The 16861-nt window shown below is 59.5% G+C and carries 13 protein-coding genes; 6 read left to right on the plus strand and 7 right to left on the minus strand.

Annotated features, from left to right (window positions below):
• Nucleotides 1-272: 272 nt before the first annotated feature.
• From G449_RS0108195 to aprB, 6 genes are all read right to left on the minus strand, one after another.
• Entirely contained in the window at nt 273-995 is a 723-nt protein-coding gene (locus G449_RS0108195; protein ID WP_022658825.1) for a hypothetical protein, read from the minus strand.
• A gap of 103 nt (nt 996-1098) precedes the next feature.
• Nucleotides 1099-2280: a quinone-interacting membrane-bound oxidoreductase complex subunit QmoC gene (qmoC, locus tag G449_RS0108200; protein WP_022658826.1), complete on the minus strand. Its 1182-nt coding sequence runs from the start codon at nt 2278-2280 to the stop codon at nt 1099-1101.
• A 13-nt stretch (nt 2281-2293) separates the two neighbouring features.
• Nucleotides 2294-4558 carry an FAD-dependent oxidoreductase gene (locus G449_RS0108205; RefSeq protein WP_022658827.1) on the minus strand — a complete coding sequence of 755 codons (2265 nt, stop codon included), beginning with the start codon at nt 4556-4558 and terminating at the stop codon, nt 2294-2296.
• A 5-nt stretch (nt 4559-4563) separates the two neighbouring features.
• Nucleotides 4564-5799: a CoB--CoM heterodisulfide reductase iron-sulfur subunit A family protein gene (locus G449_RS0108210; RefSeq protein ID WP_022658828.1), complete on the minus strand. Its 1236-nt coding sequence runs from the start codon at nt 5797-5799 to the stop codon at nt 4564-4566.
• A 365-nt stretch (nt 5800-6164) separates the two neighbouring features.
• On the minus strand, nt 6165-8153 hold the full coding sequence (gene aprA, locus G449_RS0108215) for an adenylyl-sulfate reductase subunit alpha (protein WP_022658829.1): 1989 nt from the start codon (nt 8151-8153) through the stop codon (nt 6165-6167).
• A 37-nt stretch (nt 8154-8190) separates the two neighbouring features.
• On the minus strand, nt 8191-8679 hold the full coding sequence (aprB, locus tag G449_RS0108220; RefSeq protein WP_022658830.1) for an adenylyl-sulfate reductase subunit beta: 489 nt from the start codon (nt 8677-8679) through the stop codon (nt 8191-8193).
• Nucleotides 8680-9171: 492 nt separating this feature from the next.
• Here aprB and G449_RS0108225 point away from each other — a divergent pair, with 492 nt between their 5' ends.
• The gene (locus G449_RS0108225) at nt 9172-10962 is read left to right on the plus strand and encodes a 3-phosphoshikimate 1-carboxyvinyltransferase (RefSeq protein ID WP_022658831.1); all 1791 of its coding nucleotides are present in this window, start codon (nt 9172-9174) and stop codon (nt 10960-10962) included.
• 291 nt (nt 10963-11253) lie between these two features.
• On the opposite strand, the gene G449_RS0108230 is transcribed toward G449_RS0108225, so the two are convergent.
• Nucleotides 11254-11691 (minus strand): MbtF, encoded by a 438-nt coding sequence (locus G449_RS0108230; RefSeq protein WP_027180823.1) that lies wholly within the window; start codon nt 11689-11691, stop codon nt 11254-11256.
• Between the two features lie 88 nt (nt 11692-11779).
• Here G449_RS0108230 and G449_RS0108235 point away from each other — a divergent pair, with 88 nt between their 5' ends.
• The 5 genes from G449_RS0108235 to aroQ all read left to right on the plus strand — a co-directional run bounded on the left by G449_RS0108235 (nt 11780) and on the right by aroQ (nt 16795).
• On the plus strand, nt 11780-12970 hold the full coding sequence (locus tag G449_RS0108235) for a pyridoxal phosphate-dependent aminotransferase (RefSeq protein ID WP_022658833.1): 1191 nt from the start codon (nt 11780-11782) through the stop codon (nt 12968-12970).
• 52 nt (nt 12971-13022) lie between these two features.
• On the plus strand, nt 13023-13442 hold the full coding sequence (locus G449_RS0108240) for a rhodanese-like domain-containing protein (protein WP_022658834.1): 420 nt from the start codon (nt 13023-13025) through the stop codon (nt 13440-13442).
• Between the two features lie 247 nt (nt 13443-13689).
• The gene (locus G449_RS0108245) at nt 13690-15180 is read left to right on the plus strand and encodes a flagellar hook protein FlgE (protein WP_022658835.1); all 1491 of its coding nucleotides are present in this window, start codon (nt 13690-13692) and stop codon (nt 15178-15180) included.
• A gap of 256 nt (nt 15181-15436) precedes the next feature.
• Complete coding sequence (locus tag G449_RS0108250; protein ID WP_022658836.1) at nt 15437-16318, plus strand: shikimate dehydrogenase family protein; 882 nt, start codon at nt 15437-15439, stop codon at nt 16316-16318.
• 24 nt (nt 16319-16342) lie between these two features.
• Entirely contained in the window at nt 16343-16795 is a 453-nt protein-coding gene (gene aroQ, locus G449_RS0108255; RefSeq protein WP_027180824.1) for a type II 3-dehydroquinate dehydratase, read from the plus strand.
• Nucleotides 16796-16861 lie beyond the last annotated feature (66 nt).

Raw genomic sequence — 16861 nt, forward strand, 5'->3', positions numbered from 1 at the left:
TTGGCGACCAGCCGGAAAATTCGCTGCCGCCCCACTCCATGCCCGAACGCTGGTAGCAGATGCGCCCGGCGCGCAGGGTATAAAGGAGCGCTGCCAAAGGTTGCTCTGTGACTGTTATGGCAGAGGGCGCAGACGCACCCCTCCGCCAGCACGACTCACACGCTCCGGGTATTAAGTACTGCAGACAAATAAAAAACCCGCCAATGGCGGGGTTTTTATTTGTCTGAGGGTTCGGGGCAAGGCCCCAAAACCTCTCACAGGCAATCTTTACTTTAGAAGCCGAAGCCGTCGTTGTTGGCGCCGGAAGTACCGAAGCCGAAATCATCCGGCACGGCGCTTTCTTCAGCCGCAGGAGCAGCTTCATCACCGGCAGCGGCGGCAGCGCCAGCGGCAACGCCGCCCACAACCATGCCTTTCAGGCCGTCCTTGATGGCGTCCTTGATGTTCATCATCAGTTCGTCATGGTTGATGGCGACCTTGCCCTGGAATTCGGCAACCTGCTTGCGCAGCCCGCCCATATCGGTGTTCATGGTCTTGATTTTGGCTTCAAGCTCATCAACTTTCTTGGAAAGAGCGGCAGCGCGGGCTTCAGCGGGTTCCAGAGCGCGCACGCGGTCTTCAAGGGCCACGGCGGCGGCGGTCTGAGCAGCCATGCTGGCGTAGGTTTCGCCAAGGTAGTTCAGCACCTTGTCGCACAGGGCCTTGGTCAGGCCGTCCATGCAGGTGAGGGAAACATTGTCGCCAAGGGCGCTGCGGCCCGTGTTGACAAAAGCGTCCCAGGACTGGCCTTCAACCCAGTTCAGGTCGGCAAACTTGGGGTACCAGCGGGCCAGCCATGCGGCGGCAAAGGGGCCAACGGCCTTGGCGCAGGTATCACAGGCAACGGAACGACCGGCAACAAAACCGGCGATTTCCTTGACGTCTACGCCCTCCTTGCCCACAACCAGGGCAAGCACGGACTCCACGGGAAAAACCTTACGAGATGTATCGGACATGGCGGCCTCCTCCTCGGAGATCGTATTTTTTTCAGAAAAGCTCACGGGGAACTGTGCGCATCCTCAAGGGCGACCCCCGGCGCAAGGCCAGGGGCCAACGCCGTTAGCTTCTGCCGTACATGCGGGCGTAAACCAGGGCCGCCGTGCGGTACACGAAGTGGCCAAGCTTAGACCAGGGCAGGTAAGCGAAAAGCATCCACACAAATACCAGGTGCAGGTAGTACACCAGGAAAGCGGGCACAATGACGTCCGCCAGGCGGAAGCACTGCGACAGCACACCGGTGACGGCCACCAGCCAGATGATGCCCAGCAGATACCAGTCGTGCCAGCTTGAACCCTGGAACTTGGGGTTGAGCATCACGCGGCGGACAGTCAGGATGGCAAGACCGGCCAGCAGCATGAGCGCGCCCAGGTTGGCCAGAATCTTCACCGGGAAGAGCAGCGGCATGGGCGTTTCAATGTGGATGAGCGGAATAACCTTGCCGCCCCAGTGGCCAACAGCCACAACCGCCGTAACAAAGGCCAGAATGGCGAAGCTGTAAACCAGCAGCATGTGGCCGAACTTACGGTTGGGGGTTTCCGTGCCGGTGGCGGGGCCGTCTTCGCAGTCGTCAAACTTGCGGTGGGTGATGACTTCATCCCACAGCACGTCCCACAAATGCCAGACCCAGCACTTTTTCTTGCCAATGACGGCCAGTGAGCCTTCAGGCTTGAACATGCCCCACAGTTTCATGACGCCCCTGGCGATGATCAAGGCCGCGCCAAAGAAGGTAAGCATGAAAATGGGGTCGATGGTGTAGTCGCCGTAAAAAATCTGACCAAAAACAATGCGGCCATCGGCAGCGCGGGGGAACCACTGACCGCCGTTGAAACCGGCGCGGATCCACCACACAAAGAGCCACAACACAGCCGGGATGGCGAAGAGCACGGGCAGGCCAGCAGGCTTGCTCATGAGCTTGCCCACGCAGGTGGGTTCGGTCAGTTCGCGGTAAATGACGTTGCGCGCTGCGCCCATGAGGTCCGCAGGCTTGGCGCCGCGCGGGCAAAGGTCGGAGCAGTTGCCGCAGTTGTGGCAGAGCCACAGGTCAACGTCGGCGCGCAGCTTGTCTTTAAGGCCCCAGGAAGCCCAGACCATTTCTTTGCGCGGATAAGGCGCATTGGCCGGAGCGAGAGGGCAGGCCACGGAGCAGGTGGCGCACTGGTAGCACTTCTTGAGGGATTCTCCCCCAGATTCTTCCAGCGCCCTGACAAACTCCATATCAGGTTTGATTGTACATTGTGCCATTGCTGCCATCCTCCTACATGCCCTTGAACGGGTTGGGGCCCATGGCCATGATGCGGTCAACAAAGCCGTCGATCAGGTCGGGAACCTTGTCGTATTCGTCAATGGCCACTTCAAGCTGTTCCACGCGTTCGGGCTGCACGCCAAGGCGGTTGAGCGTCTCGGCAATGTTTTCCTTGCGGCGGGAGCAGATTTCAGAGCCCTTCACAAAGTGGCACTGGTAGTCATCGCCATATTTGCAGCCCAGCAGCATGACGCCGTCGTAGCCCTTGCTCATGGCGTCAGACACCCAGATGGCGTTGACCGAGCCAAGGCAGCGCACCGGAATGATGCGGCAGTAGGGGCTCCAGGGCTTGTTGCGGGCACCGGCCATATCGAGCGCCGGGTAGGCGTCGTTTTCGCAGGCCAGAATCAGCACGCGGGGGCCATCGGCTTTGAAGTCCTTGGGCACCTGCACTTCGCGGATCATGGAGCCGATCTGGTCGATATTGTAGTTGGCGAAGGAGATAACGCGTTCCGGGCAAGCGCCAAAGCAGGTGCCGCAGCGGCGGCAACGTGCCGGATTGGGCTTGGGCGTTCCCTTTTCGTCGTCGTCCAGAGCGCCGAAGGGGCATTCTTCCGTGCAGCGCTTGCACTGGGTGCAACGCACAAAGTTGAACACGGGGTAAGAAAGGTCGCCCGAACGGGGATGCACGGCAACACCGTGGCTGGCGGCTTCAATGCACTGCATGGCCTTGAGCACCGCGCCCTTGGCGTCTTCTTCGCAGGCGTCCATGGTCAGGGGCTGACGCACGCAACCCGCTGCGTACACGCCGGTGCGGCGCGTTTCGTAGGGGAAGCAGATGTAGTTGGAATCCGCAAAACCATCGAACAGGTTCAGATCCGGGAAGTCCGGGCCCTGGCGATAGTCAAAGTAGACTGTCACGTCCTTGGCTGTGGTGGGAACGAGGCCCGTGGGCAGCACAACCAGATCCACATCCAGATCAAAATCCATACCCAGCAGGGTATTTTTGCAGCTCACAACCATGTGGTCGCCAGCTTCGCGGATGTCGGTCACGTCGGCCTTGGTCATCATGACGCCCAGGCGATCCTGCATCTTCTTGTAGAAGCGTTCAAGGATACCGGGAACGGTCATGTCCTTATACAGGATAAAGGTCTGACAGGTGTCGTTGGTCTTTTCGCAGACCGTGTTGGCAAGGCGGAGCATGCCCACGCTGTTGACCGCGTTGGAATACGCAACATGGCGGAAGCTTTCGAGGTTGGCTTTTACAAAGCCTTTTTCTTCGCCTTCCGCAGGCTTGGCAGCTTCGGCGGCTTCAGGAGCGGCTTCGGCTTCTTCAGCAGCCTTGCGCACGGCCTCTTCAGCCATGGTGGTGTCAAGCACAAAGGCTATGCGGCGGGCGTTCACCTGATCGGCCACCAGCATTTTGCCGAAGGTGGCGGCGTCCACAACCTTGGTGCTCTGCCCAAGGCCCATGGAGGCAAGGTATTTCTGATCAAGCGGCACCCAACCGGTAGCCAGCACCACAGCGCCCACTTCAATAGTCTGCGAACCTGAGGGAGTGGCAAAAGTGGCCTTGAACTCGCCGGGCTGGCCTTCCAGCTTTTCCATGCGGGTATTCAAGTGCACGGTGATCTTGCTGTTGCCGAGTACCTTGCTTGCCTTGTCGGCCACGTTGGTGGGCTGTTTGTCCGTCCACGGGGAGGCCAGGGGCGAACCCATGGGGATGTTGTTGGCAGCGCCGCCAAGCTTTTCGGCTTTTTCAACGAGCACAACTTCGTAGCCGGTTTCAGCAGCTTCCGCTGCAGCGGTAAGGCCCGTCCAGCCGCCACCGATAACGAGCACCCTCGGCACACCGGTAATGGCGGCAGAATCGGGCACTTCGCTCTTTTGCAGCTTGACCACGCCCATGTTCACATAGTCGCGGGCCATGATCGCCAGCAACTCGGGCGCGCCGTTGGCCGTGTCCACGGGAGTATGGTCAGGATTTTTATAGGCCTGCACGCACTGTTCGCGCAGGTTTACGTGTTCCACCTGCACAGGCAGGCGGTAGATGTCCGCATCCACGCGGGGGGAAGCGCCGCACAGCAGCACGCCGTCCAGCCCCTGCGCTTCGATGTCGGCCTTGATTTCGCTCACGGCCAGGGCCAGCACAGGAACGACCTTGACCACGGGCACAAGACTGCCCCACTTCTGGCTCGTCTGTTCGGCCAGAGCGGTCAGATCAAGCCCGCCGCCAATGTTCTGCTGGTCAAAATAGACGCCAATTTTACCCGACATGCCGCCTACCTCCCTTTCACCGTTTGTACCGCCTTCAGGGCGGCGGCTGTGCCGGACTGCGCCGAGCGCATCACATCAAGGGGCATGCGCGCGCAACCAGCGGCGAAAATGCCGGCCTCTTCTCCGCCCGCGATAAAGCCGTCTTCGTCCAGCGGCAGGGGCAGGGGCGCATTTTCGCCAGCCAGCGAGGGCTGCATGCCCGTGGCCAGCACAACAAGATCATAATCAAGGGTCATTTTTTCACCGCGCACGGCGTCTTCAGCCGTAATGCGCACCCTGTTGCCCTCAGCCTGCACGGCGTTGGCAACCTTGCCCTTGACGAACTTCACGTTGGGCAGCGCCTTGACCTTTTCCAGCACCTTCACATAGCGGCCCGGGGCGCGCAGGTCGATGTAGTACACCGTAATCTGCGTGTCAGGATTCTGCTCTGCAATGTACAGGCACTGTTTGAGCGTGGCCATACAGCAGATGTAGGAGCAGTAGTTCAGGTGGTTCTGGTCGCGGGAACCAGCGCACTGCACAAAGGCGACCTGGTGGGGAGCACGGCCGTCGGAAGGACGGACAATGCGGCCACCGGTGGGGCCAAAGGGCGAAGCAAGGCGTTCAAGCTGCATGTTGGACACGCAGTTTTTCACGTTGCCCGCGCCAAGATTGGTCAACCGTGTAACATCATAGGGCTTCCAGCCTGTGGCAACGACTACAGCGCCGACATTGAGATCAAGCTCGCGCTGCGGTTCATTCACATCAAGGAACTTGGCCCCGGCAACCCGTGCGCTGTCAGACTTGGAAAGCGCATCAAGGTCAAGCGTGTAGCGGCTGGGGAAGGCGAAAGGCATATCCTTGTGCAGGGCCTTGCGCGTGGCAAGACCAAGCTCGAATTCGCTTTCCACTTCGCCGGTCAGGCTGGAGGCCAGCAGGCTGAAATCGATGTTGTGCGGGGCGGTGTGACGGGGGCTGATGCGCACCTTCACCTTGTAATCGCCCTTTACGCCCATAAACCCGACTACTTCGGCCTGGGTGAAAAATTTGATGCGCGGGTTGTTCCTGATGCGCTGGAACTGAATTTCCAAGCCGCAGGAGGGGGGACAAAGTTTTGGAAAATACTTATTGAGCTGAGCCACGCGCCCACCAAGCCAGGGCGACTTTTCGACGATAAAGACGTCGTGGCCCAGTTCCGCCGCTTCAATGGCGGCTGTGAGGCCTGCAAAGCCGCCGCCCACGACGAGAATGGCATTGGACATCCTGGATATCCTCCTGCGTTGTTGCATAGCGGCTGAAGAAGGAAACGGACTCCCGCCGCGAAAAAAAAGGAGCGGCCCCGTGGCCGACCTCTGCGAGCGCCAGCGCACAAAACTGCCCGCACCACGCCCGCCGACAAAGGGGGGCCTGCTGCCGGTCATCCCCTTGCCGAACATTTGCCTTGTGCTGCGCACCTATGCCCAAACAATCGGCACACCAACAGGCTGGCACGAAAAACCGCTCTTTTTCCGGCAGGGAGTTGCCCGCCGCCGGCACGCGTTTTTCGCCGCCGCAAGCCTTGTAAGCCAGAGCTTGCAGCAGAGGGGGCGGCCTTGCGGCCGCCCCCATTTGGCATCAGTGCCGCCGACTAGTCGGGGATGATCTGGTAGTAGGGCTTCTTGAAGATCTTGGTCTCGCCGGTGGCGGGATTGTACTTCGAGTTCACGAAGCACTTCCAAGCGTCGTCGTCCAGGCCCATGAAGTCCGCACGGTAGTAGAAGCCGGGGTAGCGGGATTCTTCACGGAAGGAGATGTGCTGCATGTGCAGACGCACCGTCCACAGACGATGGTAGTTTTCCCAGCAGCGCAGCAGTTCGTGCAGGTCACGAGCGGCCAGCTTGAAGGAGTCTTCTTCCATCATGGCGAGCAGGTTGAAGCCGGTGTCAAGCAGCGCCTTGGAGGTGGTGTAGTACGTGCTCACGCCACCGCCGTATTCGTCGGTGCACTTCACGAGACGCATCATGAAGTTCTTGGGCGTGATGTAGTTCGGGTTCACCACGGGGTCGGTCGAAGCGGCCTTGCCTTCTTCGAAGTTGTAGAAGGGACGGTAAACGGCCTTCTTCAGTTCTTCGGCGGTTTCAGCGAACTCAGGCTTGAAGTCCTTGTGATCAAGGCACCAGCGGACCATCTGCTTGCCAGCCATGCGGCCTTCAGCATGCGAACCGGAGGAGAACTTGTGGCCGGAAGCGCCCACGCCGTCGGCGCAGGTAAAGAGGCCTTCAACGGTGGTCATGCGGTTGTAGACCTTGCCGTTGGCAGCGCGCACTTTGTAGTCTTCGGGCACCCAAGCTTCGTCGGGACCGGAAACCCAGATGCCGCAGCAACCGGAGTGGGAGCCGAGCAGGTAGGGTTCGGTGGGCATGATTTCGGAACCACGTTCTTCAGGCGCGGTGTTGGTGCAGGCCCAAAGGTTGGCCTGGCCAACGCACATGTCGAGGAAGTCTTCCCAAGCTTCGGATTCAAGATCCTTCTGCTGTTCTTCGTTCAGGGTCGCGAAGGTGTTCTGCAGGGCGCTCTTGGTGTCCATGTAGATGGGGCCGCGGCCTTCGCGCATTTCACGAAGCATCATGTGGTTACGCAGGCAGGTCGGAATGACATGGCCCTTGGCGTAGCCGCGATCTTCGTAAGGCTTCAGCATGGCGCGGTTGGTGGCGCAATAATCTTCACCCTTGGAGTTGGTGGCTTTGGCCTTGAACAGGAGGAACCACGCACCCACGGGGCCGTAACCGTCCTTGAAGCGGGCGGGCACGAAGCGGTTTTCCATCATGGTCATTTCAGCGCCAACCTGAGCGCACATGGTGTAGGTAGAACCAGCGTTCCACACAGGATACCATGCACGGCCCATGCCTTCACCGGTGGAGCGGGGACGGTACACGTTAACGGCACCGCCAGCGGCCACCATGATGGTGTTGGCTTTGAAGATGTGCACTTCGTTGGCGCGCAGGTTGAAGCCCACGGCGCCGGCGATGCGGTTGGGGGTGTTCTTATCGAGAAGCAGCTTCACGATGAAGATACGTTCCATGATGCGGTCTTCACCCAGGGCATTCTTGGCAGCTTCGGCCACGATGCACTTGTAGGATTCACCGTTGATCATGATCTGCCAGCGGCCGGAACGCACAGGGGCATCGCCCTTGCGCAGGCTCTTGCCAGCAGCCTTGGCGGCAGCGCCGTTCAGGTTGTGGCCGTCTTCGCCCTTGATCCAGCAGGGAAGGCCCCAATCTTCAAACAGATGCACGGAGTCGTCAACGTGACGGCCTACGTCGAAGATAAGGTCTTCGCGAACCAGGCCCATAAGGTCGGTGCGGACCATGCGGACGTAGTCGTCGGCGTCGTTTTCACCCAGGTAGGTGTTGATGGCGGAAAGACCCTGGGCCACGGCGCCGGAGCGCTCGAGGGTGGCCTTGTCGACCAGCATGATCTTCAGGCCGTGCTTGTCACCCCAGCGCACTGCTTCAAAAGCGGTGCCGCAGGAGCCCATGCCGCCGCCCACGATCAGCAGGTCAACAGCATGTTCCTTAACTTCAGGCTCGGCAATGGCCACACCCTTCGTCGCTTCCTTGACGGGAATCATTGGCATAATTGTTTCTCCTTATCGCACTAGCGGTTGCAATAGCCTAGCGGCCGTGTTCCATGCAGGTGAAGGTCTTGTTAGCGTCCTTAACATCGAACTTCTTGCCAAGGGCGGTCTTGGGAGCGACCAGGGCAGTTTCGGTGAACAGCAGTTCATCTTCGATGTTGGCGCCTTCGGGATGACCTTCAAAGGGCTTGATGGAACCTTCCGGCGTAGTGCGGATGGGGAACTTGAAGCGTTTCACGTTGCCATTGCGGAACTTGACGGTCCACATGATGGAGTCAGCCGAACGCATGGGGATACAGGTCCCGCCCATGGGGGCAAAGTCTGCATAGGGACGGGCCGTAATGGCGCCCTGGGGGCAGATCTTAACGCAGGAATAGCATTCCCAGCAGGCATCGGGTTCCTGGTTGTATGCCTTCATTTCCTCAGAATCAAGAATCATGAGGTCATTGGGGCAAATGTACATGCAGGCCGTCTTTTCGCCACCCTTGCAGCCGTCGCACTTGGACGGATCGACAAACGTCGGCATACGTATCCTCCAACTCTTTTAAAAGTGTTTCAGAAAAACCCGCCGGGTTCGGCGAGGCGCGCGGCAAATCCGTCACGCCGGGGTTAGCCGAGCGCCTCCACAACGAAGGTTGGGCGTATGGCTTGCGCAATTAGTAACAAGCACTTAGCCTTTGAGTCAACCCCCCTCTGCAAAAATTCGTGGAAACTTCACAGAGACGTCATGTGGATTTACAGCAAATTCAAAATGTTGATTGCCTTGTGAAAAAAAATCTATTTCGCATTTTCGCCACTCTTGCGTCACAACCATTTCAAAAGTTAACGGATCATGCCACGCTGGGCTACCCAATGCGCAACCCTTGCAAGAGAAGTCATTTCAAGCTAACACGCTTGGGCAGATAAGGGAAGCCCCCGCGGCAAAACGAGCCATGAGTCGGCAACCTGTTGTTTTTTCAATGCTGCGCCACGGGCGGACCCCTCCTATCCAAATTTCATTATCAGTACAGGACAAGGCATGACCGACAATTCCAACGATTCCCGCGCTCCCCGCGAAGCACGGGGCCAGCGCGCCCCGCGCGGCCCCCGTAACGGACACGAAACCGGCGACGCGCGCGCCCGCAAGCCGCTGCGCGAAGTGGTTTGCGAGATCGACCGTGACATTCTGCGGCTGCTGCTCCGCCGCAATAATATTCTTGTCCGCATGCGCGGCGACAAACCCCGGCTTGACTCCACGGAAGAAAAAACCATCCGTGAATCGTGGGAAGCCTCCGTTTCCCACATCAGCCGAGATGCGCGCCTTTCCGGCCACTTTTTTTCGCTCATGCAGGAAGTGGAATTTCAGCCCCGTCCCGCCTCTGCCCGCGCTGACGGCGCGGATGAAGGCGGCGAACTCGGCGGCGCGGCAACGAAGGAACCGCCGCGCACGGCCTTTAACCTTGCGCCGCCAGCCAAGCACGTGCGCCTGCACATGCCTGCACCTCTGGCCTGCCGGGCCACGCGCGCATGGCTGATGCTGGCCGCAGCCACAGGCCAGCCCCTGCATATCGCGCCCTGCCTCATGAATGATCCCATTGTGGACTGCGTCAAAATGCTCAATCAGGCAGGCGCCTCGCTGACCCGCGAGGATGAAGGCGTTTCCGCCCGCCCGGCTGCTCCGCTTGGCGCATCTGACAAGGTTATCCACACGGGCGACAGCGCCTGGAACTTTTTCATGCTGCTGGGGCACTATCTTGGCCGCCCCTCGCGTGCCAAGTTTACTGGCGATGCAAGCCTGAAACTGGCTGACTTTTCTTCTGTGCGGCACTTCCTGCCCACTCTGGGCGCGCGCCTCGTGCATGTGGTGCCCAAGAGCGACGGCATGCCCGCACGCCTCGAGTGCTCTGGCATTTTGCCTGATTCCGTCAAACTGCCTGCCGATGTGCCCGCAGAACTTGCCGAAGGCATCCTGCTGGCGGCTCCCGGCTACGAAAGGGCAATCACCCTTGATCTTGGCTCGCACCCAGAGCACAGGCTCATTGTTGCCCGCATACTGCCCATACTGCGCGCAGCTGGCGCAGATGTGCAGATGGAAGGCGCAAAGGTGCGCGTCAACCCAGGCCCGCTCAGCCTGCCCGCCCTGCCTCAGGCTGGCATGGAGCCGGAACTGGCGCTCTTTCTTCTGGCGCTGCCCCTGGCTCTCGGCGGTGAAGCCCTGCTTGGCGGCCAGTGGCCCGCCCTGCCCGCAGCTGAAGCTGGCTGGGATCTTTTGCAACAGCTCGGCCTTGACCTGCGCTTTGAAGCGGGCAAAAACGGCGGAGAAGTCTGCGCCCGCGCCGCTGCGCCCCTGAAACAGTACGCTAAGGGTGATCTGCCTGCCGGGTTCCCCGCTGTATGGGCCCCGCTGCCCGTGGCTCTGGCCGCCTGTGCAGCCCTTAGGGGCGACAAGGCCGTTCTGCCCGCCCTGCCCTCTGGCACAGACCGCGCAACGGTAGAAAGTTTTCTTTCTGCTGTGGGTCTGGATTTGGATGAAAACGGCAGATTGTGCAAAAAAGAACAATCTGGCCCGCGCACGGGCTGGAATGCCCCTGACCCGGTATGGGCAATGGCCCTTGCACTGGCTGCTTGTGCAAGCCCCCATCAGAAGCTGGGCAACCCTGGCATCATGACCGGGCTGTACCCGCCCTTCTGGGCGCTGTACAATACTCTGCCCGAACCGGCAGTGCGCCGTTCGGCCGCGCCGGAAGCTCCGGCTGCCGCTCCCAGACGCCGCATTATCACCGGCGCAGTGGCTGTGCCGCCGGAACTGAAAGACGAAGACGACTATTAGAAAAGAATAAACAACAGGCGCTGGCGGCGAAATATCGTCCCCAGCGCCTGTTGGCGTTTACAAGGGCAAGCGCAGGCTCACAGGCATTGCATAGGGCAGGAGCCCAGCGGCAAGCCTCTGCCCTGCGCTATCGCAATGCTATGCGGGCACAGAAAAAATTTTCTGTCCGGCAACGTCGGTGCAACGACAAAAAAATCCGCCCCGTGCAGCATATCTGCAACGGGACGGAAATTCCGTTTGAGCCGCCATGCCCACTCCGCAATTGCGGACAAAAAAACGCGGCTGCGAAGATTATTCCTGAGTAAAGCGGAACAGCCTCACGGAAAGGGGCTGCATGTTCTGCCGGTTCATGGCCGAAACAATAAAGGCATAGTTTCGGGGCTGTCCGGCGGGCGGGCAGGGGCCACGATAGTGGCGCGTCAGGCCGCCCTCGGGGATAATGCCGCTGCCATCGTTGTTCCACTCGCCACCGCCAAGGAACAGATCCTGGCCATCGCTGGTAAATTCCACCAGGCGCACGTCATAGTAATCGGTGCTGCCGGGGGTCTGTGCCACCTGAATTTCAGGCGATATCCGGGAACAGCGGTGAACTTCGCGCAAGGTAACGGTAACGGCCATGCCGTCCGGAATTTCCTGCGTCTCCTTGGAGGCGCAAGCGGGCAGCAGGGCTGCCGCGCACAGCACCGGGAAGAGCGCACGCCGGGCTTTGCCTAAAATTTCAAAACGCATCAGGGCCTCCAAATGACAATTGCTTTATGCGGCTTTTGGAAGCATAACCAATAGTCAGGCCGAATACAACAACCAGTGGGAGCAGTATATGTCCATTCTTGCAGACAGCGTTACGGGGTACCTGGAACACTCTTCGTGGATCCGCCGCATGTTCGAGGCCGGAGGCCAGCTCAAGGCCCGTTTTGGCGCGGACAACGTTTATGACTTCAGCCTGGGCAACCCCGACCTGCCAGCCCCCCCCGCCGTTGTGGACGGTTTGCGTTCCTTCACCGAACACGCTGGCGAACCTTTTGCTTTTGGCTACATGCCCAACGGCGGCTTTGTCTGGGCGCGCGAAAAACTGGCCGCCCACCTCAGCAAGGAGCAGGGCGTAGAACTCACCGCCAATGATGTGCTGCTGGGCTGCGGCGCTGCCGGCGTACTCAACGCCTTTTTGCGCGCGGTAATCAATCCCGGCGAAGAAATGCTGGGCTTTGCCCCCTACTTTGTGGAATACGGCTTTTATGTAGCCAACCACGGCGGGACCTTCCGCGCTGTCATGAGCAAGGCCGACACCTTTGCGCCCGACCTTGCCGCGCTTGAAGAAGCCATCAGCCCCAAAACCCGTGTGGTGCTCATCAACTCGCCCAACAACCCCACCGGTGTGATTTACAGCCGCAAAGACCTCAAGGCGCTGACCGAACTGCTGGAAAACAAGAGCCAGGAATACGGCAAGCCCATCTGGCTGGTGGCCGATGAACCTTACCGCTTCCTTGCCTATGATGGTGCGGAAGTGCCTTCGGTGCTGCCGCTCTACCCTTACGCCGTGGTCATCAGCTCTTTCTCCAAAAATCTTTCGCTGCCGGGCGAACGCGTGGGTTTTGCCGCTGTTTCGCCCCTGCTGCACGAAAAGGCCGAGCTCATGGCCGCCCTCACGCTCACCAACCGTATTCTTGGCTTTGTGAACCCTCCCGTAGTGGGCCAGCACATCATGGCCGCCGCCCTGGGCAGCCAGGTTGACCTGAACGTCTACGCCGCCCGCCGCAAGGCCATGGCCGAGGTGCTCAAGAACGCCGGATATGAATTCCAGATGCCCGCAGGCGCGTTCTACTTCTTCCCCAAGGCTCCCGGCGGGGACGATGTGGCCTTTGTGAACAGGCTTGTTGAAGAACGTGTGCTGGCGGTTCCCGGCTCCGGCTTTGGCTGCCCCGGCTACTTCCGCCTGGCATTCTGCGTGGGCGAAGAAGTGATCCGCAAGGCTGCCGATGGCTTTGCCAAGGCCCGCGCCTCCGTAAAATAGCAGCGCAGGCTGGCCAAGGCCCAGTTCTCAAAAACCACTACAGGTAGCAGAAATGACGCACACCCACTCCGCAACGCCATCGCACGGCAGGTTTTACGGTCTGATGTCGGCGCTCGCATGCTTCCTCCTGCTGGCTGCCGTTCAGGTTTCCGCCAAGGATATCAGCGTGAAGGACGCCGCAACCCTGTTGCAGAATCCTCCACAGGGGCTGACCATTGTTGACGTGCGCACCCCGGCGGAATTCCGCGAGGGGCATCTTGCAGGCGCAGTCAACATGGACTTCTTCGGCGCATCCTTTGATTCGCAGATACTTGGCCTGCCCAAGGACAAGCCCGTGCTGCTCTATTGCCGCACGGGCAACCGCTCTGCCGGAGCCTACGACGCCATGGAAAAAGAAGGGATAACCAGTATCCTCCACATGAATGAGGGCATCACGGGCTGGCAGAAACAAGGCCTGCCGCTGCAAAAATAGTGCGCCGCAGTGGCGCGGGCAGCGTTACGGCTGGCACGGATTCTGCTTCTATTCAGGGCGGAGAGGAAGATTTTTCCTCCCGCCCTTTTTCTTTGTCTGTCCATATGTGCGGCTAACGCGCAGCAGGCAAGGCGCGCCGCACATATGGACGGCGCTGCGGCTGACGCTTTCACAACAGAAACGTCTTGCCGTTTGGGGCATCGTTTCCGGGCAGGGGAAAATTATTCCCTCCCACAGGAGGCAGAGCATGAACTCGTCATTGTTTATCGGCGCCACAGGCATGAAAACGTTGAGTAGCGGCATGAACGTTATCTCAAACAACATCGCCAATGTGAGCACCATCGGGTACAAGCAGCAAACCGCTCTGTTCTCTGACGTTTTTTACGCGCAGCAAGGGGCCATAGGCGACTGGTGGGATGCGCAGACAGACTCCAAGGTTGCCCTCGGGCAGGTAGGTCAGGGCGTACAGCTGGACGCAGTACTCACACGGTACAATCAGGGGGCTCTTGAGTCTTCCAATACCGTTACGGATATGGCCATCAGCGGCAAAGGCTTCTTTCAGGTAACGGACAAAACCGGTCAGGAGTATTACACCCGCGCGGGCGACTTCCGCCCCGACAATCAGGGAGTTTGGCGCACGCCTGCCGGCATGGCCCTTATGGGCTACAAGTACGCAGAGGACGGCAGCAAGGGCGGTCTGGCGCAGGTTACAGTTGACAGATTCGCCAAGATGCCTGCCAAGGCCACCACGGCTGTTGATATGCGGTTTAATGTGGGGCAGTCCAAAGACACTACCAGTGACCCTGCAAATCCCTATTTCAGCCTCGTCGGCCAGTATAATGCCGCCAATGATCCGCCCATGAGCAGTTCCAGCTACGGATACGGGCAGAGCATTACCCTATACGGCGCCGATGGCACGGCCCACTCGGCCACCATCTATTTTGACGGCGCACCATCCACAGGGTCCGGAACCACTGTGGAGTACCTCATTGCCTCGGATGCCGATGCCAAAGGCGGCACAGCCCAGCCCCTGATGGCGGGCACCCTCAGCTTCAGCACCAAGGGCGAACTCACCGGCATGTCGGCCTACACCCCATCCACTGCGGGCAGCACAAACCTTGCGGACTGGAACGCGGCCACGCTCTCCAAGGACGGCATACCCCAGATGACTGTCAACGGTGCGCCTGTCACTGTGAACCTGGGCATTACCGCCAAGAGCGGCTGGCAAAACAGCCCTGGCAATGCCGCCAGCGTGGGTACCGATCCCACTGCGCTGGCAAGTATGGGCAACGCCTATACCCGCGCAGCGGACGCCACAACCAACTACACCTCTTCCTCTCCCGTGACGCGCACCAGAACCCAGAATGGGTACGCTGAAGGCACACTGAACAATATCAGTATTTCTGCCGACGGCACGGTTGTAGGCAAGTTTTCCAACAACGAAAGCATGGATCTCTGGCAGATTCCTGTATGCCGTTTCACCAGCGAAGACGGTCTGCGCCGCGAGGGCAACAACCTCTTTTCCGCCACAGAAGATTCCGGCAATATGGAAATGGGCGTTGCCGGCACGGAAAACTACGGCAAGATAAACGCGTACAACATTGAACATTCCAACGTGGACATGTCCCAGGAAATGGTCAACATGATTGTCAACCAGCGCGGCTTTCAGTCCAACAGCAAGGTTGTGACCACGGCAGACCAGATGCTGCAAAAGGCCATGGAACTCAAACGCTCATAACAGCATGGATGCGGGCTTTCCCTGGCTGTAATGATTTTCCGGCCCCGGCATAACCGGGGCCTTTTGTATTTCTGGCAGGATACCGCTGCGTGACAGATGCACCCATACCATATTTAAACACTTTGGTTATCCGGGCGATCCGGACGCAGCAGCATTGCTCCGTACAGCCCCATAGGGTACAGTGTTGCCTCAAGATGTGGATCACCCTGTAAAGAAACACCTTTTTGCCGCACTTTCCCGCAGGAGAGCACCCCGCATGAGCGCCGCAGCATCCTCCACCAATGGTACCGCTCTCTATGGCGTCACCGGTTGGCCGCTGGCCCAGACACTTTCGCCCCTGTTGCACAATACGGGTTTCCGGACGCTGGGCATCAACGCACTGTACCAGAAATGGGAAGTGCCGCCCGAAAAACTGCCCGCCTTTGTGGAAAGTGTACGTCTGCTTGATATTCGCGGTTGTTCTGTGACCATCCCGCACAAGGTTGGTCTTTTGCCCCTGCTGGACGAAATCAGCCCCCTTGCACGTCAGGTGGGCGCGGCCAATACCATTTACTGGAAGGGCTACCGCCTTTGCGGCGAAAACACCGATGTGGCCGGATTCATGGCTCCGCTTGCAGATATGCCTCTTGACGGGGCGGATGTGCTGCTGCTGGGTGCGGGCGGCGCTGCCCGGGCCGTTGCCGCAGGTCTTGCATCGCCGGAAAATGCAAAGCGCCCTGCCAGAATCTTTGTGGCCACGCCTTCCGATAAATCGCACATGCCGCTGGCCGAAGAATTCGGCCTTACCCCCCTGCTGTGGAAAGACCGGCACGAGCCTTCGGCCCTGCTGGTGGTCAACACCACTCCCCTTGGCATGCGCGGCAAGGCGGAGGATGACACCCCCTATGATTTTTCACAGGCTGCGCCACTTTCCGCAGAGGGCGCTGCCAAGGCAACACCCATTGCCTACGATATTGTGTACAACCCCCTCGAAACCCGTTTTCTGCGCGAGGCCCGCGCGGCTGGCCGTTGCTGCATATCGGGCCTTGAAATGTTTTTTGGTCAGGGCGACGCGCAGTTCCGCCTCTGGACGGGGCAGGGCCTGCCGCCCGAATCACGCCGCGCCCTTGAGGCCGCCCTTGGGCAACAGCCCCAATAAACCGACATGAAAAGCGAGGCTTCCATGCGAATTCTGGTGCTGCACGGCGTCAATCTGAACATGTTTGGCAAACGCGACCCTGCACAGTACGGCACGGCCACCCTGGCGGACATTGACGCAGCTCTGCAATCGCTTGCCCAGGAGCTGGGCGCGACTGTGGAATGCTTTCAGACCAACCACGAGGGCCTGATGGTGGAGCGCATTCACCAGGCGCTTGGCGAGGACGTTGACGCAGTGGCCATCAATGCTGGCGCATGGACCCACTACAGCTATGCCATTGCTGATGCCCTGGCCATTCTGCCTGTGCCTGTGGTGGAGGTTCACATGTCCAATGTTCACGCGCGCGAGGCATTCCGGCACCATTCTGTGCTGTCGCCAGTGTGCGCGGGCAGCGTGTGCGGATTCGGCGTTGAGAGTTACCTTCTCGGCCTGCGAGCCGCGCAATCGCTGGCGGCTAAAGCCGCAGCCAAAGCGTAGTAAAGACGCAGTATATAATTTGCTGGGGTGCGAGCCTAGATTTTTGACTTTTTCTGCTGTAGCGTT

Source organism: Desulfovibrio desulfuricans DSM 642, from assembly GCF_000420465.1.
GTDB lineage: Bacteria > Desulfobacterota > Desulfovibrionia > Desulfovibrionales > Desulfovibrionaceae > Desulfovibrio > Desulfovibrio desulfuricans.

Coding starts and splice junctions, on each gene's coding strand:
- aroQ (WP_027180824.1), top strand. CDS start 16,343: ATGCGAATTCTGGTGCTGCACGGCGTCAATCTGAACATGTTTGGCAAA.
- G449_RS0108195 (WP_022658825.1), bottom strand. CDS start 995: ATGTCCGATACATCTCGTAAGGTTTTTCCCGTGGAGTCCGTGCTTGCC.
- G449_RS0108210 (WP_022658828.1), bottom strand. CDS start 5,799: ATGTCCAATGCCATTCTCGTCGTGGGCGGCGGCTTTGCAGGCCTCACA.
- G449_RS0108205 (WP_022658827.1), bottom strand. CDS start 4,558: ATGTCGGGTAAAATTGGCGTCTATTTTGACCAGCAGAACATTGGCGGC.
- G449_RS0108225 (WP_022658831.1), top strand. CDS start 9,172: ATGACCGACAATTCCAACGATTCCCGCGCTCCCCGCGAAGCACGGGGC.
- G449_RS0108240 (WP_022658834.1), top strand. CDS start 13,023: ATGACGCACACCCACTCCGCAACGCCATCGCACGGCAGGTTTTACGGT.
- aprA (WP_022658829.1), bottom strand. CDS start 8,153: ATGCCAATGATTCCCGTCAAGGAAGCGACGAAGGGTGTGGCCATTGCC.
- G449_RS0108235 (WP_022658833.1), top strand. CDS start 11,780: ATGTCCATTCTTGCAGACAGCGTTACGGGGTACCTGGAACACTCTTCG.
- qmoC (WP_022658826.1), bottom strand. CDS start 2,280: ATGGCACAATGTACAATCAAACCTGATATGGAGTTTGTCAGGGCGCTG.
- G449_RS0108230 (WP_027180823.1), bottom strand. CDS start 11,691: ATGCGTTTTGAAATTTTAGGCAAAGCCCGGCGTGCGCTCTTCCCGGTG.
- G449_RS0108245 (WP_022658835.1), top strand. CDS start 13,690: ATGAACTCGTCATTGTTTATCGGCGCCACAGGCATGAAAACGTTGAGT.
- aprB (WP_022658830.1), bottom strand. CDS start 8,679: ATGCCGACGTTTGTCGATCCGTCCAAGTGCGACGGCTGCAAGGGTGGC.
- G449_RS0108250 (WP_022658836.1), top strand. CDS start 15,437: ATGAGCGCCGCAGCATCCTCCACCAATGGTACCGCTCTCTATGGCGTC.